The 25,238-nt window shown below is 65.8% G+C and carries 24 protein-coding genes; 8 read left to right on the top strand and 16 right to left on the bottom strand.

From position 1 onward, the window contains the following. Positions 1 to 8 precede the first annotated feature (8 nt). On the bottom strand, positions 9 to 893 hold the full coding sequence (locus AC1RQC_RS28745; RefSeq protein ID WP_492885337.1) for a LysR family transcriptional regulator: 885 nt from the start codon (positions 891 to 893) through the stop codon (positions 9 to 11). 100 nt (positions 894 to 993) lie between these two features. Between AC1RQC_RS28745 and AC1RQC_RS28750 the strand changes: the two genes are divergently transcribed. Then, on the top strand, positions 994 to 2,970 hold the full coding sequence (locus tag AC1RQC_RS28750; protein WP_492885339.1) for an alkyl/aryl-sulfatase: 1,977 nt from the start codon (positions 994 to 996) through the stop codon (positions 2,968 to 2,970). A gap of 34 nt (positions 2,971 to 3,004) precedes the next feature. Here the strand turns inward: AC1RQC_RS28750 and AC1RQC_RS28755 are convergent, their stop codons facing one another. Continuing rightward, on the bottom strand, positions 3,005 to 3,934 hold the full coding sequence (locus AC1RQC_RS28755) for a LysR family transcriptional regulator (RefSeq protein ID WP_253928788.1): 930 nt from the start codon (positions 3,932 to 3,934) through the stop codon (positions 3,005 to 3,007). Between the two features lie 140 nt (positions 3,935 to 4,074). On the opposite strand from AC1RQC_RS28755, the gene AC1RQC_RS28760 reads away from it, so the two are divergent. From AC1RQC_RS28760 to AC1RQC_RS28770, 3 genes are read left to right on the top strand one after another with little or no spacing between them, the layout of a single operon-like run. Next, on the top strand, positions 4,075 to 4,776 hold the full coding sequence (locus AC1RQC_RS28760) for an HAD family hydrolase (RefSeq protein ID WP_492375924.1): 702 nt from the start codon (positions 4,075 to 4,077) through the stop codon (positions 4,774 to 4,776). Positions 4,777 to 4,797: 21 nt separating this feature from the next. Next, a complete protein-coding gene (locus tag AC1RQC_RS28765) occupies positions 4,798 to 5,943 on the top strand; it encodes a DSD1 family PLP-dependent enzyme (protein WP_492885341.1) in 1,146 nt (381 codons plus the stop codon). Further along, a complete protein-coding gene (locus AC1RQC_RS28770) occupies positions 5,933 to 6,346 on the top strand; it encodes a RidA family protein (RefSeq protein WP_492885343.1) in 414 nt (137 codons plus the stop codon). Before AC1RQC_RS28765 ends, AC1RQC_RS28770 begins: the two co-directional genes overlap by 11 nt. 32 nt (positions 6,347 to 6,378) lie before the next feature. Here AC1RQC_RS28770 and AC1RQC_RS28775 read toward each other — a convergent pair whose 3' ends face one another. The 4 genes from AC1RQC_RS28775 to AC1RQC_RS28790 form a co-directional block, all read right to left on the bottom strand. Continuing rightward, positions 6,379 to 7,464, bottom strand: a complete 1,086-nt coding sequence (locus AC1RQC_RS28775; RefSeq protein WP_492813379.1) for an SRPBCC domain-containing protein — start codon at positions 7,462 to 7,464, stop codon at positions 6,379 to 6,381. Beyond that, the gene (locus tag AC1RQC_RS28780; protein WP_492830797.1) at positions 7,461 to 7,844 is read right to left on the bottom strand and encodes an ArsR/SmtB family transcription factor; all 384 of its coding nucleotides are present in this window, start codon (positions 7,842 to 7,844) and stop codon (positions 7,461 to 7,463) included. Before AC1RQC_RS28780 ends, AC1RQC_RS28775 begins: the two co-directional genes overlap by 4 nt. A gap of 75 nt (positions 7,845 to 7,919) precedes the next feature. Next, positions 7,920 to 8,249, bottom strand: a complete 330-nt coding sequence (locus tag AC1RQC_RS28785; RefSeq protein ID WP_492375919.1) for a hypothetical protein — start codon at positions 8,247 to 8,249, stop codon at positions 7,920 to 7,922. Between the two features lie 78 nt (positions 8,250 to 8,327). Then, the gene (locus AC1RQC_RS28790) at positions 8,328 to 8,531 is read right to left on the bottom strand and encodes a CopG family transcriptional regulator (RefSeq protein WP_492375918.1); all 204 of its coding nucleotides are present in this window, start codon (positions 8,529 to 8,531) and stop codon (positions 8,328 to 8,330) included. A gap of 327 nt (positions 8,532 to 8,858) precedes the next feature. Here AC1RQC_RS28790 and AC1RQC_RS28795 point away from each other — a divergent pair, with 327 nt between their 5' ends. Further along, a complete protein-coding gene (locus tag AC1RQC_RS28795) occupies positions 8,859 to 9,674 on the top strand; it encodes a fused MFS/spermidine synthase (protein ID WP_492375917.1) in 816 nt (271 codons plus the stop codon). Between the two features lie 124 nt (positions 9,675 to 9,798). Further along, positions 9,799 to 10,146, top strand: coding sequence for a YkgJ family cysteine cluster protein (locus AC1RQC_RS28800; protein WP_492375916.1), 348 nt, complete (start codon positions 9,799 to 9,801; stop codon positions 10,144 to 10,146). An 83-nt stretch (positions 10,147 to 10,229) separates the two neighbouring features. Here AC1RQC_RS28800 and AC1RQC_RS28805 read toward each other — a convergent pair whose 3' ends face one another. The 3 genes from AC1RQC_RS28805 to hppD form a co-directional block, all read right to left on the bottom strand. Continuing rightward, positions 10,230 to 11,432 carry an amino acid aminotransferase gene (locus AC1RQC_RS28805; protein ID WP_492375915.1) on the bottom strand — a complete coding sequence of 401 codons (1,203 nt, stop codon included), beginning with the start codon at positions 11,430 to 11,432 and terminating at the stop codon, positions 10,230 to 10,232. 65 nt (positions 11,433 to 11,497) lie between these two features. Beyond that, a complete protein-coding gene (locus AC1RQC_RS28810) occupies positions 11,498 to 12,895 on the bottom strand; it encodes an amino acid permease (protein ID WP_492885345.1) in 1,398 nt (465 codons plus the stop codon). Between the two features lie 158 nt (positions 12,896 to 13,053). Then, the gene (gene hppD / locus AC1RQC_RS28815; protein WP_174426710.1) at positions 13,054 to 14,127 is read right to left on the bottom strand and encodes a 4-hydroxyphenylpyruvate dioxygenase; all 1,074 of its coding nucleotides are present in this window, start codon (positions 14,125 to 14,127) and stop codon (positions 13,054 to 13,056) included. Between the two features lie 235 nt (positions 14,128 to 14,362). Here hppD and AC1RQC_RS28820 point away from each other — a divergent pair, with 235 nt between their 5' ends. Beyond that, positions 14,363 to 14,836, top strand: coding sequence for an Lrp/AsnC family transcriptional regulator (locus AC1RQC_RS28820; RefSeq protein WP_174426711.1), 474 nt, complete (start codon positions 14,363 to 14,365; stop codon positions 14,834 to 14,836). A 59-nt stretch (positions 14,837 to 14,895) separates the two neighbouring features. Here the strand turns inward: AC1RQC_RS28820 and AC1RQC_RS28825 are convergent, their stop codons facing one another. Beyond that, entirely contained in the window at positions 14,896 to 16,314 is a 1,419-nt protein-coding gene (locus AC1RQC_RS28825) for an aminotransferase-like domain-containing protein (RefSeq protein WP_492885347.1), read from the bottom strand. Positions 16,315 to 16,437: 123 nt separating this feature from the next. On the opposite strand from AC1RQC_RS28825, the gene AC1RQC_RS28830 reads away from it, so the two are divergent. Beyond that, complete coding sequence (locus tag AC1RQC_RS28830; RefSeq protein ID WP_492830800.1) at positions 16,438 to 17,004, top strand: DJ-1/PfpI family protein; 567 nt, start codon at positions 16,438 to 16,440, stop codon at positions 17,002 to 17,004. Between the two features lie 30 nt (positions 17,005 to 17,034). On the opposite strand, the gene AC1RQC_RS28835 is transcribed toward AC1RQC_RS28830, so the two are convergent. The 6 genes from AC1RQC_RS28835 to AC1RQC_RS28860 all read right to left on the bottom strand — a co-directional run bounded on the left by AC1RQC_RS28835 (position 17,035) and on the right by AC1RQC_RS28860 (position 25,214). Beyond that, positions 17,035 to 18,264: an MFS transporter gene (locus AC1RQC_RS28835; protein WP_492885378.1), complete on the bottom strand. Its 1,230-nt coding sequence runs from the start codon at positions 18,262 to 18,264 to the stop codon at positions 17,035 to 17,037. A gap of 177 nt (positions 18,265 to 18,441) precedes the next feature. Next, positions 18,442 to 18,771 carry a hypothetical protein gene (locus tag AC1RQC_RS28840; RefSeq protein WP_492375911.1) on the bottom strand — a complete coding sequence of 110 codons (330 nt, stop codon included), beginning with the start codon at positions 18,769 to 18,771 and terminating at the stop codon, positions 18,442 to 18,444. 171 nt (positions 18,772 to 18,942) lie between these two features. Beyond that, positions 18,943 to 19,188: a hypothetical protein gene (locus tag AC1RQC_RS28845; protein ID WP_492375910.1), complete on the bottom strand. Its 246-nt coding sequence runs from the start codon at positions 19,186 to 19,188 to the stop codon at positions 18,943 to 18,945. Positions 19,189 to 19,319: 131 nt separating this feature from the next. Continuing rightward, the gene (gene kce, locus AC1RQC_RS28850; protein WP_492375909.1) at positions 19,320 to 20,243 is read right to left on the bottom strand and encodes a 3,5-dioxohexanoate:acetyl-CoA acetone transferase; all 924 of its coding nucleotides are present in this window, start codon (positions 20,241 to 20,243) and stop codon (positions 19,320 to 19,322) included. Between the two features lie 57 nt (positions 20,244 to 20,300). After that, positions 20,301 to 23,762 carry an indolepyruvate ferredoxin oxidoreductase family protein gene (locus tag AC1RQC_RS28855; protein ID WP_492885349.1) on the bottom strand — a complete coding sequence of 1,154 codons (3,462 nt, stop codon included), beginning with the start codon at positions 23,760 to 23,762 and terminating at the stop codon, positions 20,301 to 20,303. Positions 23,763 to 23,888: 126 nt separating this feature from the next. Next, positions 23,889 to 25,214 (bottom strand): OmpP1/FadL family transporter, encoded by a 1,326-nt coding sequence (locus tag AC1RQC_RS28860; RefSeq protein ID WP_492885351.1) that lies wholly within the window; start codon positions 25,212 to 25,214, stop codon positions 23,889 to 23,891. Between the last annotated feature and the right edge of the window lie 24 nt (positions 25,215 to 25,238).

A 25,238-nucleotide genomic window follows, 5' to 3' on the forward strand; every position in this document is an offset into this window, starting at 1 on the left:
CGCGCCAATCAAGCGGCAGCCAGCACGGCTGCCACCGCCCTTTCCGCCGCCGGCGACAGCGTGCGCTGCGCCAGGTGCACGACGACAAAGTCCATGGCCATGGAAACCGTGCTTGCCAGCGCCACCAGCGCGCCGCTCTCCAGCTCTGCCTTGAGCGCCCGCGCGGGCGCCAGCAGCACCACATCGGATTGGCACGCCAAATGCCTGAGCGCATGAAAATCATTGCTCTGCACCTGAAACGGCAGGCTCTCGCCCGGCCGGCAGCCGAGCAGCCTGCGCAACTGGTCGTGGCCTTGATCCGGCAACGGCACGGACACCAGCGTAGCCTCGCGCAATTGCGCCGGCGTGACACGCCCGCCCGCAAGGGGATGGCCCGGGCGCGCGAACCAGCCCGATGGCTCGGGCCGCAGGCGCCGGACTTCCAGCTCTGCCGCCGCCGGCATGGTACGGCGCTCGGCAACCAGAAAATCCAGCGTCTCCGCGTGCAGGGCGGCGAGCAGCGCCGGGGCGCTGTTGACCTCGGCCTTCACCCGCAGCTTCGGCCAGTCCCGGTTGAGGGCGCACAGCACCCCGGGCAGCAGGATGGCGGCGGGAAACGGCCCCATCCCCATCTGCACGCTGCCGATCTCATGCTGCTGCACCAGCGTGAGGTCTCGCGCCAGGCAACGCGTCTCGAACAAGATCCGCCGTGCCCGCTCCGCCACCATGCGCCCGGCCGCGGTCAGCGCCACGCCGCGCGGGCCGCGATCGAACAGCGGCATGCCAGCCTCGGCCTCCAGTGCCTGGATGCTGCGGGTCAGCGCGGGCTGGCTCAGGTGCACACGGCGCGCGGCCCCCGCCAGCGAGCCCTCTTCCGCCACCGCGATCAGGTGCTCCAGCCGTTTCAGGTTCAAGACATGCGCTCCTTGCATCGCTGAGATAAAAAACTTGCAATTGAATTATAGGTGGCGGTGGACTCCAATAGACGTCCTCTTCGTTTCGCCGAGCCTTGCCATGCCCCTTCGCCGTACCCTCCCCGCCATCCTGGCGCTCGTTGCCTTCCAGTCCGCCACCGCCCAGACGGCCAGCGCGCCTGCCTCGCCCCTCACCGCGCAAGCCAATGCGGCATGGCTGCAGGCACTGCCCTTTGGCGACCGGCAGGATTTCGAGGATGCGCACCGTGGCCTGGTGGCCCGCTTCCCCGAAGGCACCATCCGCGGCGCGGACGGCCGCGTGGCATGGGACTTCAACGCCTACGCCTTCGAGCGCGCCGATGCAGCGCCGGCCACGGTGAACCCGAGCCTGTGGCGGCTCGCGCAGTTGAACAATGAAGCCGGCCTGTTCAAGGTCACCGACCGCCTCTATCAGGTGCGCGGGGCCGACCTGTCGAACATGAACATCATCGAAGGCGACACCGGCATCATCGTGATGGACCCGCTGATCACTGCCGAGACCGCGCGCGCGGCGCTGGCGCTGTACTATGCGCACCGGCCGCGCAAGCCGGTGGTCGCCGTGATCTACACGCACAGCCACGTCGACCATTTCGGCGGCGCCAAGGGCATCGTCGACGAAGCCGACGTGAAGGCCGGCAAGGTGGCGGTGATCGCGCCGGCGGGCTTCATGGAAGAGGCCATCAGCGAGAACGTGCTGGCGGGCAACGCCATGAGCCGGCGCGCGCAATACATGTACGGCACCACCCTGCCCCGCAGCGCGACGGGCCAAGTCGACGCGGGCCTGGGCAAGGCCACCTCGCGCGGCACGGTCACGCTGCTGGCGCCCACCGATCTCATCGCCAAGACCATCGACACCCGCCGCATCGACGGCATCGACATCGAGTTCCAGCTCACCCCCGGCACCGAGGCGCCGGCCGAGATGAACCTCTACTTCCCGCAGCTGCGCACGCTGTGCATCGCGGAGAACGCTGCCCGCACCCAGCACAACATCCTGACCATCCGCGGCGCGCAGGTGCGCGATGCCAAGGCCTGGTCGTTCTATATCGGCCAGGCGCTGGCCCGCTACGGCGAGCGCAGCGACATCCTGATCGCCCAGCACCACTGGCCCACCTGGGGCAAGGCGCGCATCAACGAGTTCCTGTCGGACCAGCGCGACATGTACGCCTACCTGAACGACCAGACGCTGCGCCTGATGAACCATGGCCTCACGCCCACGGACATTGCCGACACGCTGCGCAAGCTGCCTGAGCCGCTGGCCAGCAAATGGTATGCGCGCGACTACTACGGCTCGATCAGCCACAACGTGCGCGCCGTGTACCAGCGCTACCTCGGGTTCTACGATGGCAACCCGGCCCACCTGAACCCGTTGCCGCCGGTGCAGGGCGCGAAGAAGACGATCGAATGGATGGGCGGCACGGACGCGGTCCTGGCCAAGGCGCGCGAAGCCTACGCCCGCGGCGAATACCGCTGGGTGGCGCAGATCGGCAACGAGCTGGTCTTTGCCGATCCGGCCAACACCGCGGCCCGCGCGCTACAGGCCGACGCGCTGGAGCAGCTTGGCTACCAGACCGAAAACGCGACCTGGCGCAATGCCTACCTGACCGGCGCGCAGGAACTGCGCAACGGCATCAAGCGGGGCGCGCCCAGCGGCACGACATCGCCCGACCTGGTGCGCGCGCTGACCGTGCCGCACTTCTTCGACTACCTGGCGGTGCGCCTGAATGCGGACAAGGCCGCCGGCAAGGCCATGACGCTGAACTGGAACTTCACCGACCTGCAAGAGCGCTACGCCATGACGCTGCGCAACAGCGCCCTGACCTACCTGGCCAACGCGCAATCCGCGCAGGCCACGGCAACCATCACGCTGGACAAGGCCACGCTCGACCGCATCAGCCTGAAGCAACTGACGCTGCCGGACGCGATCCGCGATGGCAGCATCCGCATTGACGGCAACCCGCAAGCGGTGGCGTCGCTGTTCGGCATGCTGGATACGTTTGACGGGTATTTCAGCATTGTGACGCCACAAGCGGCGCCCTGAGGGGGGATGGGCAGCACGTCACTGGCGAGGGCTTTTAGCGCGGTGGGGGCGGCCCTGGCTTGCCCAGAGCCGCCTCGAAAAACTGCATCAATGCCTGTACCCGCGCCGTGCGGCCCCGCCGCGTGGGCACCAGCAGGGTCACCGGCGCGCTGTCGAACTCCCAGCCGGCCAACACCCGGACCAGCGTGCCGCGCGCCACCGCATCCGCCGTATCCCACTCTGAGCGCAGCACCAGGCCAAGCCCCTGTTCCGCCCACTGGCGCGCCACGCTGCCATCGTTGGTCGTAAAGGCCGGGACAACGCGCAGCGTTTCGCGGGCCGATGGCCGCCGCGCAGTGCCGGAACCCGCCCGGCGAAAACGCCACAGCGTCACGTCCTCGTCGTTCTCGCGAATGCAGATGCACGCGTGCCCCAGCAAGTCGCGCGGCTCTTGCGGCGTGCCGTGGGCGCGCAGGTAGGCCGGGCTGGCGCACAGCCAGCGTTCATTGGGGGCGAGCGTGCGGGCAATCCAGGATGAGTCCCGCACGGCGCCGATATGCACTACCGCGTCCGAGTCATGCTTGTCCGGCCAGGGCACCTCGCGCAGATCCAGCTGCAGGCGCAAGCCGGGATGGCACTGCGCAAAGCGCGCGAGCACCGGCGCCACATGGTGCCGGCCATAGCCGAAGGGGGCGGCGACGCGCAGCGTGCCCGTCAGGCGGCTGTCCTCCCGGCGGAACGACTCGGGCAGCGCCTCCAGCTGCGCCAGCAGCGCAGCGCCTTCCTGCGCAAAGCGCTCGCCCTCGGGCGTGAGGCTCAGGCGACGGGCGGTGCGGGTGGCGAGCGCCAGGCCCAGCGTGGCCTCCAGCTTGCGCAGGCGCATGGACAGCGCTGGCGGCGTCACATTGAGCGCGCGGGCGGCTGCGCTCAGGGACGGGGCCTGCGCCAGCGCCTCGACCAGCCGCAGGTCTTCGATCTGGATCATTCACTTCAGCTTAACGATTGATGTTCCGGCATTTAACCACGGACCACGTACTCCTTCCTACACTGAGGGCCTGATGTTACGCAGCGCCGCAGCTCGGCTATTGCGCTATTGCGCTATTGCGCCCACACAAAAAGGAACGTATGGAAATCCTCGACCAATCGCCCGCCCCTGCCTGGCCCCGCGCCGTGCTGTTCGACCTGCTCACCGCGCTGCTGGATTCCTGGACCGTATGGAACGCCGCCGCCGGCTCGCAGGCGCAAGGCCGGGCCTGGCGCGCGGAGTACCTGAAGCGCACCTACGGCTGCGGCGCCTACGTTCCCTACGAGCAACTGGTGCGCGAGGCGGCCAGCCACGTGGGCCTGCCCGCCAGCGCGCCGGAGGCGCTCGACGCAGGCTGGGACAAGCTCCCCGCGTGGGACGGTGCCCGCGAACTGTTGCGTGCCCTGCGGCCGCATTGCCGCCTGGCGGTGGTCACGAACTGCTCCGAGCGGCTGGGGCGACGCGCCGCGGACTTGCTGGAGATCGACTGGGATGTCGTGGTCACCTCCGAGCAAGCGGGCTTCTACAAGCCGGATCCGCGCCCCTACCAGCTCGCGCTGAAGCAGCTGGGCGTGCAGGCAACGGATGCCGCCTTTGTCGCGGGCTCGGGCTACGACATGTTCGGCACCTCGGCCGTGGGGCTGCGCACCTACTGGCACAACCGGGTCGGCCTGGCGCTGCCCGCCGGCGCGCCAGTGCCCGATGCGGAGTTCGCCACGCTGGAGCCCGCGCTGCCCTGGTTGCGGTCCTTTCATGCGGCAACCCCAACCCAGCCGCAGGCCAAAGTCCAATTGCTGGACTGACTGATCACTCTCAAGAACGCGATGAACACTGCCACCCACACACTGGCGAGCCTGGAAACACCGGCAGCGGTGATCGACCTCCCCCGCATGCAACACAACATCCAGCGCATGCAGTCGCGCATGGACGCGCTTGGCGTGCGGTTCCGCCCGCATGCCAAGACCAGCAAATGCTCGGCGGTCGTGCAAGCCCAGATCGATGCCGGGGCGCGCGGCATCACCGTTTCCACCCTGAAGGAAGCCGCGCATTTCTTTGCCGATGGCATGACGGACATTCTCTACGGCGTCGGCATGGTCTCGACCAAACTGCCCCAGGCCCTGGCGCTGCGCCGCCGGGGCTGCGACCTGAAGATCGTCACCGATAGCGTGACGTCCGCCGCGGCCATCGTCGCATTCGGTGCCGCGCATGGCGAGTCGTTCGAGGTCTGGATCGAGATCGACACTGATGGCCACCGCTCGGGCATCCGCCCGGACGAAGCCGCGCTGATCGACGTGGCCCGCGTGCTGCATGAAGGCGGCGCCCGCCTGGGCGGCGTGATGACGCACGCCGGCTCCAGCTACGACCTGGATACGCCTGAAGCCCTGGCGGCGATGGCGGAGCAGGAGCGGGCCGGCTGCGTCATGGCGGCCGAACGGCTGCGCGCGGCCGGGCTGCCATGCGCGGTGGTCAGCGTCGGATCGACCCCCACGGCGCTATCCGCAACGAGCCTGGAAGGCGTCACCGAGGTGCGCGCGGGCGTCTACGTGTTCTTCGACCTGGTGATGCGCAACGTCGGCGTATGCGCAACGCAAGACGTGGCGCTGAGCGTGCTGACCACCGTGATCGGGCACCAGGCGGACAAGGGCTGGGCCATCGTCGATGCCGGCTGGATGGCCATGAGCCGCGACCGTGGCACGCAAAAGCAGAAGTGCGATTTCGGCTACGGGCAGGTCTGCGGCATCGACGGCACCGTGCTCCCGGGCTATGTGCTCAGTGGCGCCAATCAGGAACATGGCATCGTGTCGCGGGAAGGCGCGCCCGAGCCGGACATCGCGGCGCGCTTGCCCATCGGCACGGTGCTGCGCATCTTGCCCAACCACGCCTGCGCGACTGGCGCGCAGTTCCCCGAATATCACGCGCTTGCGCAAGATGGCACGCTCGCTACCTGGAGCCGGTTCCATGGATGGTGATCAGGCGAGCGCCGCGGTAAAGACGGTCAACCCCGCCGGGCTATCCGCGCCGGGCGGGCACTACAGCCATGCAACCGTGGCCAACGGCTTCGTGTTCGTATCTGGGCAGTTGCCCATCACGCCCGCCGGCGAAAAGCTCGCCGGCGCGCCCTTCGAAGATCAGGCGCGCCAGGTGCTGGCCAATGTGGAAGCGGCGCTGATCGCCGCCGGCAGTGGCATCGGCGGCCTGGCGCAGGTGCGGGTCTATGTGGACGCCATTGAAAACTGGCCGGCATTCAACGCCATCTTTGCGTCGTGGGGAGGCAGCGCGCGCCCGGCACGCGCCGTGGTGCCGACCGGCGCGCTGCACTTTGGCCTGAAAGTGGAGGTGGAAGCGGTGGCGGTGCTCCTGCCCGCTGCGTAGCCGCTAGGCGGCTACGCAGCCAGGCGGTGGCGTCAGCCCATCTGCGGCTGCGTCGCGGCAAAGCTTGGCCGCTCGCGCATCACTGCCTGCGCGCGCCGCACGTTGGGGCACTTCTCCAGCAAGGCGGCGCCCTCGGGAAACATGCCGACGTACGCCAGGATTGGCGCGAGAAACAGGTCCGCCATCGACATCGCCGTACCGACCAGGTAATCGCGATTGCCGTAGGCTTCGTCGAACGCGCCTAGCTGCGTGGCCATCTCCGGCAGCGCGGCTTCGATCACCGCGCGGTCGGGCTGGCCGTTTTCGCCCTTGGGAAAGATGTACTGCAGTACGTAGCGGCGCACCATGGCATCGTAGGCATGGCAATTGATCAGGCTGATCCACTGCTCGCAGCGCGCATGGCCAATGGCGCCAGATTGCCGCGGGAGCAGGCTCGGCCCCTCGAAGGCTTCCTCTATATAGGCCAGGATTGCGCGGGTCTCATAGAAGGAAAGCGGGCCATCGCTCAACACCGGAATGCGGCCGAACGGGCTATGCGCAAGTACCTCCGGCGAGTGCGGCGGCACGGGCTGCAGCTTGTAGGCCACGCCCTTTTCCTCCAGCGCCATGCGCACCGTGCGGCAATAGCTGCTGCGCGGGTCGCCGATCACGGTGATGGAGCCGGCGCTGCCCTCCGGATCCAGGAAATCGCTGAGGCGATTGAACACCGATTGCCAGCCGCCCGTGTGCGAATCGCGCTCGCCCGCCTCGGGAAAGCCGCTGTGGCGCATGTGCAGGTGGGTGCCGCCATCCTTGGCCGTCAGCGTGACCTCGATCAGCGTCTTGATCTCCGGCGGCATCGGGCCGGCTTCCCAGGCCCAGGTATAGGCGAGGAAGTCCGCCCGGTCGATCGCCTGATACTCGCCGCCCACGGTGTACCTGGCACCATCGCGCCCGCCCATCACGATGCGGTACTTGCCGCCGACCCGCGCATCGGCGCTAGCCTCCAGCACGTGCATGCCGCGCGGGCAATGCCACTCGGACAGTGCGGCCTGGCTGGTGAATGCGTCGAACACCTTCTCGCGCGGAGCGCGGATGAAGCGGTCCATTTCCAGATGGAAGGTAGCAGCTTGGGTCATGATTTTTTCCCTCGGGCTTTGCCTGCGTTGCTGGTGCCTTCGGTCGAGCCCGCCGCATGGGTGCGTTCGACGAACTCGACGAGGCGATCGAGATTGCCCTCCCAATGGCGCCGGTAGGTGCTCAGCCAGTCATGCGCGTCGCGCAGCGCATCCGCACGCAGATGGCAGATGCGCCAGCGGGCGCTGACCTCCCGCTCGATCAGCCCGGCGTCCGCCAGCACGCGCAGGTGCTTGGAGATGGCCGGAGCCGACATGTCGAACGGCCGCGCCAACTCGCTCACCGGTGCCTCCCCTTCGGCCAGGCGCGCAAGGATGGCGCGGCGAGTGGGGTCAGCCAGTGCGGCAAAGATGGGGGTCAGCGGGTCGGTGGAGGATGGCATGGCTTCATTTAACCAACAGGTTAAATGAAAGTCAAGAAAGTAGATGGCGTGCGGGCGGCGTGTTGCCGCACCCGGCTAGCTGACGCCAGCACCACGTACGGCAACGGAGCCTGGGGTTGTCCTAAGCCCAACGCGTCGCAATAGCGTCTGAATGGCAGCTGCGGCAACGTCATCCGTTTCGTGCACATCCTTGAGCACCGCCCGAATCCGCAAGGCCAGTGCTTCGGCAAGCCTTGCAGCAGTCACGCGCAACGGACAAGAGTCGCATCGCGCATAAAGCGCAACATCCCTGACCAGGGTGTCGCCTCGATAGATAGCCACCAGGACCTTTGGTTGGTAGCTACCGTCGACGAGCGCCTTTGCGCGCGGCGTGACGCGATAAGTCACCGCCTCAAGCATGGACATCTTCCGATCGCTGCAAGAGCCTGCTCCAGTCTCGTCACTCGATGACAGCAGTATTGAAATCCGCGATGCGGACATCGGTCACTCGCCGTCCTTCTTGGCCAGAACCGTGGCGCCAACCTGGGGGCGGGTTGCATAGGCCACCCCATGCTGCTCCAGATAGTCGCGAATCAACTGACGCACGACCTGTGATGGCGTTTGATCCTGCGCCGCGCACAGTGCCTCAAAGGCTTTCTTCTTCACGGGGTCGATCAACACGGTGAAACGGGCAGTCTTGGATTCCATACGCTTCAGAGTAGTATTGTATGATAATAGCATTATCATTATATACAACTGATCGACCAAGTGCGGCCTGGCAACGGCCTTCGCCAGAAGGCTTTGAGGGCATGCCAGAACCACGCAATGCGATCTTTAAATATCTTTTATGCCCCTCAGGACCAATCCGACGACGCTTTTTCGGCCTGAGGCGGAAATCCGATGGCCTGGCGCCTGCAAGTTGCCTAGGGGCCGCTTTTCGTTTGAGGGCGATGTGGTCGACGGGACAATTGAGACGTCATCGCCGCGCTGTTGACTGAGTGACAAATCGAATAACAAGCCTGATCGAGCCCGCAGATGGATCCCAGCCGTACATCCTTTGAAGCCTATTTGAAGTTCCTCTCCGAAGCCCCTGACGACGGCACCCCGACTGTGCTGGAAACCCCGCTTGCACTTTCACTGCATTTCGATGCGCTGGCGACCCAAAGCATCATGTCGCGGCATGACCCCGACAAGCTTGTGCTCGGCTACACACGGACGATGATGGCATTTCTGCTGCTGCAGCCGGCACCCACCAGGATCTCGATGATTGGCCTGGGCGGGGGATCATTGCTCAAGTATTGCTATCGGCATCTTCCGCAGGCAAAGGTTGTTGCCATTGAAATCGATCCGGCAGTGATCGCCTTGCGCGATACGTTTCACATTCCGCCCGACGACGAGCGGCTCGAAGTGGTCTGCGCGGATGGCGCCGAGTACGTCAAGAGTCAGGACGCGCGGCCGGAGGTCATCCTGGTGGATGGCTTTCTCGCCCATGGCATGCCGACACAACTGGGGAACGCCGCCTTCTACGCAGCGTGCCATGCGCGGCTCGCCGACGACGGGGTATTGGTGGCCAACTTCCTCGACAGCGATGCTGATATCCCGTTCTACCTGGAAGAGATCCGTTCGGTGTTCGGCGAGTCATTTTCCATTGCCCTGTCCGAGGACAGTTGCAACTACACGCTGTTCGCGTGGAAGGGGGCGCGGGCGCTTCCCTCCCAGGACGAGCTGCTGACGCGGGCTCGCGCCCTGGAAACCACGCACCCGCTGAATCTGCGATCGGCCGCGCGTCGCCTGAAACAAGGCAAACGGCTCGCGTCGGATCGCATATTCTGGCAAAAGCTCGCGGGCTGAAGGACACGGCCTGAATGGCTATCGCAGCGAGCCGTGAATGTTCCGCACCCGGTGCCTGGGCGTACGCAAGCGGCCACCAGGCCAATCATAGGTACGCAGGCAGGCCAATGAAGAGGGACGCCAAATGATCAGTCAAAAAATCAGGTTCTTCCGCTCACGGATTCCCGCATTCGCGTGCACCCCGGGCTGCCACGACTGCTGTGGGCCGGTGATGACCTCGACGCACGAGATGTCGAGGCTTCCCGTCAAAAGCGATGCCGAGCACGAAGCCGCGCTGACAGACCTCAGTTGCCCTCATCTTGGCAGCCAGGGTTGCCAGGTCTATGCCGAGCGCCCGTTGATCTGCCGCTTGTTCGGCACGACGCCGCGGCTGGCCTGCCCGAATGGGAACCGGCCCGAGGAGATGGTCGATCCGGACATAGATCGCCAGATTCAACGCTTCTTCGTTGAAACACGTCACGTGCTGGTTTGAACTGATTTGAAGCAAACAGCGAGTTCACTGCCCCGCGCGGGCGGGAAGACTAACTGCCGCGCGGGACGTAGTTCAGCCGCCCGTCAGGCCGCGGGCACTAGCACGCTGGCAATCGCTTGTGCCACCTGGGTCACGTTGCGCTCGTTCAACCCGGCCACGCACATGCGTCCCGAACGCAGCAGGTACACGCCGTGCTCCGTGCGCAGGCGGTCCACCTGATCGGCCGTCAGCCCGGTGTAGGTGAACATGCCACGCTGCGTGAGGTAGCGCGACAGCGCCTCGCCACTCACGTGGGCGGCCAGGCCCTTGTGGATGGCCGCGCGCATCTTGGCGATGCGCTCGCACTTGCCCGCCAGCTCGCGCTCCCAGATCGTACGCAGCGCCGGCGTGGTCAACACCCGGGCCACCACCCGGGCGCCATGCGTGGGCGGGTTGCTGTAGTTGGCGCGCACCGCGCCCGTCAGCTGGCCGAGCACCCGGCCGGCTTCTTCGGCGCTGTCGCAAACCACGCTCAGCCCGCCGCAACGCTCGCCGTACAGCGAGAAGTTCTTCGAGAACGAATTCGCCACCAGGCACGGCACGCCCTGGGCCACCAGCTCGCGTACCGCGAAGGCGTCGTCGTCCAGGCCGGCGCCAAAGCCCTGGTAGGCCATATCGACGAAAGGCAGCAGCTCATGCTGCTTGAGCAGCGTGATGAGCTGGCGCCATTGGTCGTGGTTCAGGTCCACGCCGGTGGGGTTGTGGCAGCAGGCGTGCAGCAGCACGATGCTGCGCTTGGGGATCAGGCGCAGCGCGTCCAGCATGGCGTCGAACTTCAGGCCGCCGGTGGCGTCGTCGTAGTACGGGTACGTGTTGACGGTGAAGCCCGTGCGCTCGAAGATCACGCGATGGTTCTCCCAGCTCGGATCGCTGATCCAGACCTGGGCGTCAGGGAAATAACGCTTGAGGAAATCCGCGCCCACGCGCAGCGCGCCGGAACCGCCCAGCGTCTGCACCGTCGCGATGCGCCCCTCGGCGCGCGCCTGGCACGGCTCGCCGAAGACCAGCGCCTGCACGGCGTCGCGGTAGGCCGCAAACCCGGCCATGGGCAGGTAAGGCCGCGGGCCCATGTCGGCCATCAGCTCGGCTTCGGCTTTCGCCACGGCCTGCATCACCGGCAGCCGGCCTTCGTCATCGAAGTAGATGCCGATGCTCAGGTTGACCTTATCGGTCCTGGGATCGAGTTGAAAGCTCTCGTTGAGGGAGAGGATCGGGTCGCCCGGATAGGCATCGATGTGTTCGAACATTGGATACTCTGGCTGGAGTGCTGGGATGGGTCGGAGCCGGCGGCCAGTGGCCGCCAGGGTCATCATTATGCCGATACGCGTTCGGGCAGGGCCGGTTCGGCGCGCTTTTGCTTTTGCCTGAGGCGGTAGCTCAGGCCCAGTACGGCCAGCCATGCCGGGATCAGATACACCGAGACGCGCAAGCCGGGCGTGAGGTACATCACGTAGAGGATACCCGCCAGGAAGGCCAGGCACACATAATTCGTCAGCGGATAGCCCAGGCTCTTGAAACGCGTTTCCTGGCCGGCTGCGCGCTTGTCGCGGCGGAACTTGAGGTGAATGATGCTGATCATCGCCCAGTTGATGATCAGTGCCGAGACCACCAGCCCCATCAGCAGCTCAAAGGCCTCGCCGGGCATGAAGTAGTTGATCACCACGCAAGCCGCGGTGGCCAGCGCGGAAACACCCAGCGCGGCCAGGGGGATCCCGCGCTTGTTGACCTTCAGCAGCGCCTTGGGCGCATTGCCCTGCTTGGCCAGGCCGTACAGCATGCGGCTGTTGCAATACACACCGCTGTTGTAGACCGACAGCGCGGCGGTCAGCACCACGGCGTTCAGCACCGTGGCAACGATCTCGCTGTTCATCGCGTGGAAGATCAGCACGAACGGGCTGCCGCCGGTGACGACCTTCTCCCACGGGTACAGCGAGAGCAACACGCCGAGAGCGCCAACGTAGAAGATCAGGATGCGATAGATCACCTGGTTGGTGGCTTTGGGAATGGTCTTTTCCGGCTCATCCGCTTCTGCCGCGGTAATGCCCACCAGCTCCAGCCCGCCGAACGAGAACATGATCACCGCCATGGCCATGACCAGGCCGGAGATCCCGTTCGGGAAAAAGCCGCCGTGCTGCCACAGGTTGGACACGCTGGCCTGCGGGCCGGCCGTGCCGGACGCCAGCAGGTAGCCGCCGAACACGATCATGCCGACGATGGCCAGCACCTTGACGATGGAGAACCAGAACTCCATTTCGCCGAAGGACTTGACGCTGGTCAGGTTGATGGCGTTGATCAGGAGGAAGAACGCCAGCGCGGAAACCCAGGTGGGCACGTGCGGCCACCAGTACTGGACATAGATGCCCACCGCCGAGAGCTCCGCCATGCTGACCAGGATATACAGCACCCAGTAGTTCCAGCCCGACATGAAGCCCGCGAAGCTGCCGCAGTATTTGTTGGCGAAATGGCTGAAGGAGCCTGCCACGGGTTCGTCGACCACCATTTCGCCGAGCTGGCGCATGATGAAGAAAGCGATGATGCCGGCCACCGCGTAGCCGAGCAGGACCGAGGGCCCCGCCATCTTGATGGTCTGGGCAATGCCCAGGAACAGCCCGGTGCCAATCGCGCCACCTAGCGCAATCAGCTGGATGTGCCGGTTTTTCAAGCCACGCTTGAGCGTCGCGTCTGTATTGTCGGAAGCGTTGGGAACCATCTTTGTCTCTCTACCCACTCTTTTGGAATGTCGGCCTGCGCCTCTCGCGTGTCGCGGGCGCTTGGGCTTCGGCCAGGCACCACCGGCGCGCAGTCATGCTGCTGCGCCGGCGGTGTTGATGCGGTCAGTGCCGGGCGTGCCGGCTTGCCTTGTGGGCCTCAGACCTTGAGCGTGCCGCGCTCGATCTGGTCGCGTTCCAGCGATTCGAACAGCGCCTTGAAGTTGCCTTCGCCAAAGCCTTCGTCGCCCTTGCGCTGGATGAACTCGAAAAACACCGGGCCGAGCGAGGCCTTGGAGAAAATCTGCAGCAGCAGGCGGGGCTTGCCGCCTTCGGTGGTGCCGTCGACCAGGATGCCGCGCGCCTTAAGTTGATCCACAGGCTGGCCGTGGCCGGGCAGGCGCGCTTCCAGGCCGTCGTAGTAGTAGTCGTTGGGTGCCGTCATCAGGGGCACGCCGGCCATCTGCAGGCTGTCGATGACTTCGATCAGGTTGTCCGTCAGGAAGGCGATGTGCTGGATGCCTTCGCCATTGAAGGCCATCAGGAATTCCTCGATCTGGCCGCTGCCCTTGGACGATTCTTCGTTCAGCGGGATGCGGATCTTGCCATCCGGCGCGGTCATGGCCTTCGAGGTCAGGCCGGTGTATTCGCCCTGGATATCGAAGTAGCGGATTTCGCGGAAGTTGAAGAGCTTTTCGTAGAAATTAGCCCAGTAAGCCATGCGGCCACGGTAGACGTTGTGCGTCAGGTGGTCGATCAGGCGCAGGCCATGGCCCACCGGATGACGGTCCACGCCTTCGATGAACTCGAAGTCGATATCGTAGATGGACTTGCCTTCTTCAAAGCGGTCGATCAGGTACAGCGGCGCGCCGCCGATGCCCTTGATCGCCGGCAGGCGCAGCTCCATCGGGCCGGTGGCGATTTCCACCGGCTGCGCGCCGAGTTCCAGCGCGCGGGCATAGGCCTTGTGCGAATCCTTCACGCGGAACGCCATGCCACAGGCGCTGGGGCCGTGCTCGGCGGCAAAGTAGGCAGCCGGGCTGTGCGGCTCGCGGTTGACGATGAAATTGATGTCGCCCTGGCGGTACAGCACCACGTCCTTGGAACGATGGCGCGCCACCAGCGTGAAGCCCATCTGCTCGAAGATCGGTTCCAGTAGGTTGGGAGTAGGCGAGGCGAATTCCACGAATTCGAAGCCCATCAACTGCATCGGGTTTTCAAACAGATCGGCCATGGTGTGCTCAACGAAAAGTTGGGGGACGAGAGAAATAATATTGCGGCTCCTGCGCGCCAGCGCATCGATGCGCAGTGCCAGGCACGTGCGGAACAGGCTCTCATTTACCCGTCCGCACTGCTAATCTGGAGTTCAGTGTATATTCCGGGCCGCAAAATAGGATTTCGTAATCCACGCAGGCAAACCCTAGATCATGAGATAAAATTTCATGATTCACGGCAGGTAGGAAACAAAAGTGCACAAAGATGAGCTAGACCGCATCGACCGGCGCCTGCTGGGGGCGTTGCAGGAAAATGGGCGCGCGTCCAACCTGGAACTGGCCGAGGCCATCCGCCTGTCGCCAGCCCAGACGCTGCGCCGCCACCGGCGCCTGGAAGAGCTTGGCGTCATCAAGCGCTACGAGGCCCGGTTGGACTCCGCCAGCCTGGGCTTCGGCGTGGTGGCCTTTATCCATGTCACGATGGAGCGCGGCCATATCCGGGACCTGTCGAACTTCAAGGGGTTGGTCGCCGAGCTGGCGCAAATCCAGGAGTGCTTCTCCGTGACCGGCGATATCGACTATGTGCTCAAGGTGGTGGCGCGCGATCTGAAGTCGCTGTCGGACTTCCTGCTCGACACCCTGATGCGCATCCCGGGCGTGAGCGGCGTGAAATCCAGCGTTTGCCTGGACGAGATCAAGTGCACCAGCGCCATGCCGCTGGAGCCTTGAGCCAGGTCCTCTGACTGCTGGATTGCCGAGGCCGCGGGGCAGTCACAGCCAGCGCACGATCAAGCTTGCACCGCCGCGAGCGCGCCGATGCGGTCGAGCGCGGCGAGCAGCTTTGGCGTGGCCGGCTGGGCGCAATTGATCCGGACATGATGCGCGTACCGGCTGCCGTCAGGGCAGAACATGGCACCCGGACCGATGCTGATGCCCTCGCTCGCCGCCGCCTCGCACAGCGCTAGCGCGTTGACATGGGCAGGCAGTTCCACCCACAGCAAGAAACCATCGTCGGGCGCGCGCAGCTTCGTCCCCGCTGGCCAGGCGGCCGCGATGCGGGATGAGAACGTGCGCACCGAGTCCTTGATCCGCTGGCCGTAGCGCCGCAGATGCCGGTCGTAGTCGCCGCTCGAGAACATGTCGGCCAGCGCCGCCTCGAACAGCGGCGATCCGGCCAGGCTCGCCTCGACCCGCGCCTCCAGCACCGCCTCGAAGCGGTGGCCCGGCGCGATCCAGCCGATGCGCCATCCCGGCGCCAACGTCTTCGACACCGACGTGCAATACAGCACATTGCCGGACTCGTCGAACGCCTTGCAGGCCGGCGCCCGCGGCTTGCCGGCCGAGAGATCGCCGTACACGTCATCCTCGATCAGCGGCACCCCGGCATCGTCAAGCAGTTGCACCAGCGTGCGCTTGTCGGCGATGGACATCGTGAAGCCCAGCGGGTTGTTGGCGGTGGGCACCGACACCACGGCGCTAACCCGATGCCGCTGCAGGATCTGCGCCAGCGCCGCCAGGTCCATCCCGGTACGGGGATGGGTGGGCACCTCGATGGCGCGCAGCCCGAGGCTGCGCAGCAGCATCAACGTCCCGAAGTAGCAAGGCGACTCGACCGCGACCACATCGCCCGCTTTGCAGGTCACCTGCAGGGCAAGCCGCATGGCCTGGCTCTGCCCTTGTGTGAGCACCAGTTGATCGGGCGAGATGTGCAGGCCCCAGCGCGCCGCGCGGCGCGCGATCTGGCTGCGCAGGTCGAGGCGGCCCGGTGGCACGCTGTAGGCCAGGCCAGACGCCCCGAGCCTGCGGGCCGCGCCCAGCATGCTGCGCGCCAGCGCCTTGTCCGGCAGCCATGCCGCGCACGGCGATGCGGCCCCCAGCGCAACCGGGCCGGGCGCGCGCACCTGGGCGAATAGCGCATGTACATTGGCGGTCAGCGTCACCGGCCGGGCCGTGGCACCAGGTTGCGGGGCCAGCGGCTCGGCGGGCATGTCCGCGCAAACGTAGAAACCTGACCTTGGCCTGGCCACCACAAGGCCGCTCGCCTCCAGCACCCGCAGCGCGTGTTCCGCCGTTGGCGCGCTAACCTGCTCGATCTCGGCCAGCCGGCGCACCGACGGCATTTTGGCGCCGGGTGCCAGGTCGCCACGGCGGATGGCCGCGCGCAGCCGGTTGGCGATCACCTGGTAGTTCGGAGGGCTGTCCGCCATCTCTATCTGCTATCTGTATAGCTATGAAAATTGATTGATTGACTATACAGCCAAGTCGCGAGCGCGGTGAGAATCCCGTCTCCGAAGCGGACATTCCCTTCATTGATCCAATAGGAGAACCCGATGAACATTGCCATGCTGGCTTACGATGGCTTCACCGACGTCGATCTGTTCCTGCCCTGGGACCTGTTCAACCGGGTCCAGGACCCAGCCTATGTCGGCTACGCCAAGCCTTGGTCGGTGCGGATCTGCGCAGACACGCCGCAGGTGACCTCCAACACCGGCATCACCATCACGCCGCATGGCGGCTTGAGCGAGCTTGCCAAGGCCGATGCTGTGTTCATTGTCAGCGGCCCCGGGTCGCGGGCCAAGCTCAACGATCAAGGCTTCATGGGGCAGCTCAAGCTGGATCCGGCCAGGCAGGTGATTGGCGCGATCGACTCGGGTGTACTGTTTCTCGCCCGCCTGGGGCTGCTCGATGGCCTGAGCGCGACCACCTACCCGGGCGTGTTCGAAGAGCTCGAGGCCATGGGCGTGAAGACCGAGCATCGTCCGCTCGTGGTGCACGGCCAGATCGCCACGGCAGGTGGATGCCTGGCGACGCAGGATCTGGCGGGCTGGATGGTCTCGCGGCTGCTTGGCCAGGATATTGCTGACAGCATGCTGGAGATGATCGCCAAGGTCGAGTGACGAACCGAGGCCGCGGGGCTTAGCGCTGGCTTAGCGCTTGATCACGGACGGGCTGGATGGGCTGAAGAAATACGGCGCCACGGCAAGCGCCACAACCACGGCAGCCGTGAGGAAGATCGTCGAATAGGTCTTCGCCACCGGCCAGTGCCGGGCATCGCCCATGCTGGCGATCATGCCGAATCCCCACGACGTCAGCGCCGAGCCCAGGAACACAAAGGTGTTGAGCACCCCAAGCCCGCGCCCGCGCGAAGACGGCGGCACCAGGCCGCGCCCCTGCGCCATGACCAGCGGGTGCAGCATGCCGATGGTCGACAGCAAGGCCATCAGCCCCACGCCGGAGACGATGCCATGCGTGGGCCAGAGGCTCAGCAGGATGGCGCCCGACATCGCAAAGCAGGACCATCCCGCGATGGTGGTCTTGAGCGAGCTGCGCCGGACCAGCACGGGCAGGAAGAACGCCGTCAGGAACCCGCTCACGCTCAGCAGCGTCAGCGCGATGCCCCGCGAGCCGGAATCCAAGCCGTACACGCTGGCCAGGTAAGGGCCGCTCCATGCGTTGCGGAACGCCGTGCCTGCCGCCATGGCCACGCACATCGGGATCAGGGTCCACAAGGGGACGATGGCCAGCAGCTTCGCGCTTTGCGAGAGCATGGCGCCCAGCGGCACACCACGCGCCTGGGCATGGCCATCATCCCGCACGAAGCGCCAGACACCGTAGCAGGCCACCACCATGCACAACGCCGCGGCGGACATCGCCACGCGCCAGCCGAGCAGATGCATGGCCCATCCGAGCGGCGCCGTGGCGCACAGCGCGCCGATCATGCCGGTGGCATTGGACTGGCTGACGACCCGCGTGTAGTTTTTCTCGGAAAGTTGCTCGGAAGCAAAATGCAGCAGCCCCATGAAGACCGGCGCGCAAGCCAGCCCCAGCCCGGCCTGCGCCAGCATGGCGACGGTACCGTTCGGCGCCAGCGAGAACATCACGGCGGACACCGCGCCAATGGCCAGCAGCAACGACGTCGGCTTGCCCACGCCATACCGGTCGAACGCGATCCCCACGGGAATCTGCGCAACCGCGAATGCCAGGAAGAAGGAGGAAGACAAGGTGCCGAAGCCCGCCGCCGACAGGCCGAAGTCGTGCTGGAGCTCCGGCGCCATCACCGCCAGGCAGCTGCGATAGAACTGGCTCAGCGCGAACGCGAAGGTCAGCAGGAAGATGCCCCTGCGCGCGCGCCGCGCCAGAGTCGCGGCGTCAGCCACGGAGGTGAGCTCGCGATCATGCGCAGCGCTGGCCGGATTGTTCAACTTGATGTCTCTTCTCGTAGTAGGGCTGCCTTTTACCAGGCTTGTCCCGCAACTTGCCGGAGCATTCGGGATGCAGGACCGGTATTTTACGCCCGCTCCCGCTGGCCTGCTCCGGCCGGCCTCTCGCCCGCGTTATGCCCCGGCGGTGAACAGCGCAAATGAGGCAATGATCGCGATCAGAAGGATCGGGAACGCCCAATACTGCATGGGAATCCAGAACAGCGTATGGCGCTTGCGCAGTTCCACGGATTCCTGCGTGTTGGGATCGACCAGGATGCGGCCCGGACGCGAATTGAGGCGTTTGCCAAGATAGAAGACTGCCGCGGCCGACAGGATCAGCGATAGCACGATGGTCGCGATGTTGGAGAGATTCACCAGCGCGCCTAGCAGGCTCATGACAAGCAGGACGGCAAGGGGCAAGATGACAACGAGAAAACCTAAACCTTGCCAGATCAGAAACATGGAACACTCCCGGGTATGGATATCAAGCGGATATAAAAAAAACGAATGCCCCGGATCCGGGGCATTGACGACGAATTATATCCATGCGCCGGATTAATCACAAACCAGAATCCGGGGCCGCCTCGTTATGTCGGGGGCCTGGTCACAACAAGAGCCATCAACAAGCGCGGCTTAGCGCGCCAGCAACTGCTTGGTCTGGTCCGTCAGCGCCTTGAGCCCTTTCTCCACGATCTCGCGCCAGTCGTCCCCGGTCACCATCTGCTTGGACTCGGACACCTCGGTCTTCAGCACCTGCTTGTCCTTGATGCCACCCACATTGCCCTGAAGCTCGACTTCCGATTTCTGGTTGGTCGTGATCGCCCAGAACCCCGGCTTGATCCACGCCCAGCCAGCGTCAGTTGGAAAGAAAAGATCCAAGCCTGGCCGCAATGAGGAAGATGGCAAAGGCGCGGCACGCCGCGCCATTTCCCCTGTATCAGCAACGCAGGCTCAAGTAATGTATCGACAACTTTTTCTGAACCTTTAGCGGTGCGTGACGCCTCCCCTCTTCAAAACCCAACGTTGTCACGCCCCTTCAGCTTCAGCAAATTCCGCGCCTCTTCCGGCGTGGCAACCTCAAGCGACAAGGCTTCGATGATGCTGCGCACCCGCAGCACCTGCGCGGCATTGCTGTTGGCGAGCTTTCCCGGGCCATCCCATAGCGAATCCTCAAGGCCAACGCGCACATGGCCGCCGACCGATGCGCTGATCGCCGCCGCCGGCATCTGGCTGCGCCCTGCCCCCAGCACCGACCAGACATAGTCCTTGCCGAACAGCCGGTCCGCCGTGCGGCGCATATGCATGAGGTCTTCCACATGCGCGCCGATGCCGCCGCGCAGCCCGAGCACCGACTGAATCAGCAGCGGTGGCGTCAAGAGCGCGCGATCCAGGAAATGGGCTGCCGTGTACAAGTGGCCGATGTCATAGCACTCGATCTCGAAGCGGGTCTGGTTTGCGCTGCAGGACTGCAGGATATAGGCGATGTCCTTGAACGTATTCCTGAAGATGCCGTCGTAGCTGCGCTCCAGGTAGGGGCGCTCCCAATCGTGCTTGAGGTCTTTAAAGCGGTCCAGCAGTTCATAAAGGCCGAAGTTCATCGTGCCCATGTTCAGCGATGCCACTTCGGGGCTTAGCTGCAGCGCGGGCTGCAGGCGCTCCTCCACGCTCATGGTGGGCGCGCCGCCCGTGGTCAGGTTGATCACCACGTCGCACGCCCCCTTGATGGCGGGCACGAACCGGCGAAACAGCGCCGGGTCCTGCGAAGGGCGTCCATCCCCGGAGTCGCGCGCGTGGAGATGCACGATGGCGGCGCCGGCCTGCGCGGCGCCGATCGCGCTCGCGGCGATCTCATCAGGCGTGAGCGGCAGATAGGGCGACATGGACGGGGTGTGGATCGACCCGGTGATGGCACAGGTAATGATGACTTTGTTCATGGCGACGTCTTTGTCTGGGTAGGTGGTGCTGCGGCATGCATTGCATGCCGCAGCCCGTCAGTGTTCCGGGCGCGAGCCGGCCGGCGCATCCCGGGCCGTGGCGCGCCTTGCGAATCCGGCGCGCGCCTGGCGCTCGCGGACATGCCCGTAGCCACGCACACTGGCGGGCCACGAGAGCAGTTCCCGCAGGCGTGCCTCGGGCCATTGCGCTGCCCCGTGCCCGATGTCATCCAGATCCTCTTCGTAGGCATCGCGCACACGGCGATTGAGCTGCGCTTCCACGCCACGGGCAAAGGGATCGAGCCAGCTGCCGCGCAGGAAGCGCACGCCAGCCAGCAGGCGCATGGCAGGCCGGATCCAGCTGCCAACCGCCGTCTTGCTGATCCTGCCGGTGACGTTGTCGAGCTTGCCGAACGGGCCGCCCGCCAGATGGAACCTGACCTGGAACTCGCCTTCGAACGCCTCGTTCAGGGACTGCAGGAAGGCCGGGCGCGAATACAAGCGCGCCACCTCGAACTCGTCCTTGACCGCCAGCACGCGGAAATACTGCGTCGCCACCTGCCGGACCAGGGCGTCGGCATCGCTTCGGCCTGCCAGCATGCGCCGCACCGATTCCATCCGCTGGCGGTAGCGATCCGCCAGCGCGGCGTTTTGATAATCGACAAGGCGCCGTGCCCGGTCATCGATCAGCGCCGCCAGGGATCCCCCGGCGTTCATCGTCAGCTGAACGACCTGCGCGGGCGCCATCAGGCGGCGCACCGCCGCGTTGTCATGCGCGAGCCAGCGGCCCAGCGCGAACGCCTTCAGGTTGGTGTCGGTCGATACGCCATTGAGCTGTATCGCCTTTTCCATCGCTGCCCGCCGCACGGGAATCGCACCTTGCTGCCAGGCATAGCCCAGCAGCAACATGTTCGACAGGATCGCGTCGCCCAGCAGATGCCGCGCAAGCACCGTCACGTCGATGCACTCGGCGCGCCCGCCCAGCGCTTCGTTCAGGCGGTGCTTGAGCCCGGCCTCATCGGCGGCCCAGTCGGGCTGGCTGGTGAAGTCGCTGGTGGGAACCACCTCCGTGTTGACAAAGGCGCGCGCCAGCCCGGGACGCAGCTTGGACAGCGCGTCCGCGCCGGCCGCGACGATCAGGTCGCAGCCCAGCAGCACGTCGGCTTCGCCGGTGCCGATGCGCGCGGCGTGCAGCATGGCGGCGCTCGGGGCAATGCGGATATGAGAGCCCACCGCGCCGTACTTCTGGGACAGCCCGGTGACATCCAGCGAGCTCCCGGCCCTGCCGTCCAGGTGCGCCGCCATGGTCAGTACGCCGCCAATCGTCACCACGCCGGTGCCGCCGATGCCCGCGACGAGGATCGCCATGGGCTCGAAATCGCCCGGGATAATGGCGTCGGGCAACGCGGGAATCTTGAAGCCCGCCGCCGCCGCGCCTTGCGGCCGGCGCGGCTTTGCTCCCTGCAACGTGACAAAGCTCGGGCAGAAGCCGCGCACGCACGACATGTCCTTGTTGCAGGACGACTGGTTGATCTTGCGCTTGCGGCCCAGCGCCGTCTCAAGCGGCTCGATGGCGAGGCAGCCGGACTGATCGCCGCAATCGCCGCACCCCTCGCACACCTCGGGATCGATATAGGTACGCACCTGCGGGTCGGGCAGCTTGCCGCGCTTGCGCAAACGGCGTGCCTCGGTGGCGCAGGCCTGGTCGTAGATCAGCACCGACAGCCCGGGATACGCGCGCAGCTCGATCTGCACTGTCTCCAGCGCCGCCCGGTCGTACACCGGCACGCCCAGCGTGGCCCGGCGCGGCGCATCGTATGCCGTCACGTCGTCGGTGACCACGACCAGCTTCTTGATCCCCTCCGCCCGCAGCTGGGCCACGGCCTTGTCGACGCTAAGCTCGCCATCCACGGGCTGGCCGCCGGTCATGGAGACAAAGCCGTTGAACAACAGCTTGTAGGTCATCCGCAGATTGGCCGCAAGCGCCTGGCGGATGGCCAGGTAGCCGGAATGGAAATAGGTCCCGTCGCCCATGTTGGCAAAGACATGGGGCTCGCTGGTAAACGGCGACTGCCCCATCCACATCATCCCCTCGCCACCCATGTGCGAGACGGTGTGTGTCTTCTTCGGGTCATTGAGCATGGCGATCGTATGGCAGCCGATGCCCGCCAGCGCCCGGCTGCCATCCGGCAAGCGGGTCGATGTATTGTGCGGGCAGCCCGCGCAAAAGCTCGGGCGGCGCAGCGGCACGGCTTGTCCCGGCTGGTCCACCGCAACGGCATCCGGGGCCGCGGTCTCAAGCCCCAGCAAGCGCTGGATGGCCTCGGCGATCTGCAGCACGCTCAGCTCATTGCAGATAGGCAGCACCGGCGCGCCACGGGTGGCCGACCATTCCGGGGCGCCTTCGAACTTGCCGCGCACCACCGGCGGCTGCGCCATGCGCGCATCGAAGAGGATGGACTTAAGTTGCGACTCGAGCAGCGGGCGCTTTTCCTCGATCACCAGGATGGTGTCGAGCCCTTGCGCGAAGGCGCGCACGATCTCGTCCTCCAGCGGCCACACCATGCCGATCTTCAGCACCCGCAGCGCGGCGCCGCGCGCATCGCTGGCGTCGATGCCAAGGCGTTGCAACGCCTGCATGGTGTCGGCGTAGGACTTGCCGGCGGTGACGATCCCGACCCTGGCGCTCGTGCCAGGCCACACCAGGCGGTTGAGCCCGGCCGCCCGCGCGAACTGCACCGCCGCCGGCAGCTTGTGCACGTACAAGCGTTCCTCCGCGGCCGGCGCCATTTCGAAGGCGCGGATATGCAAGGGCCCGTTGGCGTCAGGCAACGCCCCCAACGGCTCGTGCTGCCCCACGTCGACTTCGCCGGCGGACTCCACCACGTCGGTCACCAGCTTCATGCCAACCCAGCATCCGGTGCGCCGCGACATCTCGATGCCACGCAAGCCAAAGTCGATGATGTCCTGCACGTTAGCCGGATACAGCACCGGTATGCCCGCCGCGATCAGCGAGAAATCCGACTGGTGGGCGGTGGTCGACGACTTGGCGCTATGGTCGTCTCCCGCCAGCACCAGCACGCCGCCGGCTGCGCTGGTGCCGGCCAGGTTGCCGTGCTTGAGCGGGTCGCCGCTGCGATCCACGCCCGGCCCCTTGCCGTACCAGATGCCAAACACGCCATCCACCGTGGCGCCGGCAAAGGTACCGACGTACTGCGTGCCCCACACCGCGGTGGCGGCCAGGTCCTCGTTGACGCCGGGCTGGAAGCGCACGTTCGCGGCCTGCAACAACGGCTGGATGCGCCACAGCTCCATGTCCAGCCGGCCCAGCGGCGAGCCACGGTAGCCGGAGATAAAGCCTCCGGTGTTCTTGCCGAACCGGGCATCGATGCGGCGCTGGTCCAGCGCGATGCGCAGGATCGCCTGGTTGCCGGTGAGGAACACCTTGCCGGCCGGCTGCTCGAACCGGTCGTCCAGGCGGGGCGGCTGCAATGCCGCTGGCTCCGTCCGCGTGTTCATGCCGTACCGCCGCTATGTACGATTGCAGGGGCGGTTGCTAGCCGGTTGCCGCGAGAGCGCGGAAGAAGACAAGCCGTCATCGAAACAAACTCCGTGATGAATGAACAGAAAAAGCGCCGGGGGCAATCAGAAGCGCTGCGAGTACTGCACGCCAATGCTTTGCTGCCGCGTTGCCAGGGTCTCCTGGCCCGAGACCGTGGCGTTGCCCGAGAGCTGCGTGGCCACGGCCGACCCCAGCGCCGAGCTGCCCGAGGTGGTGTGGCCCGGCGACAGGGAGTAGAAGACCGACCAGGTGGCATTGGCGGCGGTCGCATAGCCCAGCCCGAGCGTGTAGTGCCGGCGGAACGTGGCCGGCGAGGTGACGTTGTTGGCCGTATCCACATCCGCGTAGGCCGCGCTGTTCAAGGAGACGCCGCCCGACACGTGCCAGGCCGGCGTTACCTGGTAGCGCACGCCGAGCTTGAAGACATTCATGTCCTTCCAGCCGTTGCCCGGGCCACCGCTGCTGCCGCGCAAGGCGGTGCCATCGAACGCGCGATTGCCAAGGCCCGACGTGCCCGAGTAGTTGATGCGCTGGTAGTCGAACAGGAAGGAGAGATCCTGCCTCGGCGACCATTGCATGCCGAGCAGCAGGTTCTCCGGGATATCCAGGCGGCCCTGATCCGCCAGCAAGCCCTCGTACTCCTTGAGCCGCCCCATGCGGATGCGGGGCGAGTACGCCGCGCCAAAGCTCAGCGCATCGCTGGCGCGCCAATAGGACCCAACCCGCATGCCGATGCCAAACGACGACGCCGTGCCCTGGTTGGTCAGGTGGTTCGGCGCCGCCGACTGCGGCGCAAGTGCCTGCAGGCCCTCCGCGCTGAAGAGCTGCCCCGCGATCAGCAGCGAGAAGCCCACCGAGAACGACTCGGAGACCTTGGCGGAGACCGTCGGCGCCATCGTCAGCTGCTTGATCGTGGTGGCAGCCCTGCCGCTGCCGCATAGCAAGTTGCCGCGATAGGTGGTGCCGGCCGGTGCCGGCGACGGCGCCAGGCAGGTGGTGGTGTTGCCCTCGAAGTACGTGCCGGCGCCATTGCTGTAGCCGACAAGGCTCAGCGACAGGTCCGGATTGATCATGCGGCTGTACGCGATATCGGCCAGCGGCACCCAGCGGCTCTCGCTGTCCGTGCCCGTGTCGAGCACCCCGCCCACTGGCGCCGGCAGGCCCGCTGCGCGACTCATGCTGGTCCTGCCGTTGATCGCGATCAGGTTGCCGTCGAAGCGGTTGCCGGCCCAGACGGTGGTGGCGGGGTTGCTCGCGCCGCCGAACGCATCCCGCGTCGACGCCGCCGCGGCGCCGGCCACGCCGCGCGCTTCGGCGCCGTAGCCGATCTGGAAGTAGCCGTTGTCGGCCAACGCAAGCGCGGGGCACAGTGCTGCCGCGGATGTGACGATCCACTGTCTTGAATTCACTGCTGTCTCCATTGTCGTTGTGAT

The sequence above is a fragment of the Cupriavidus sp. GW822-FHT03E04 genome (genome assembly GCF_058801495.1).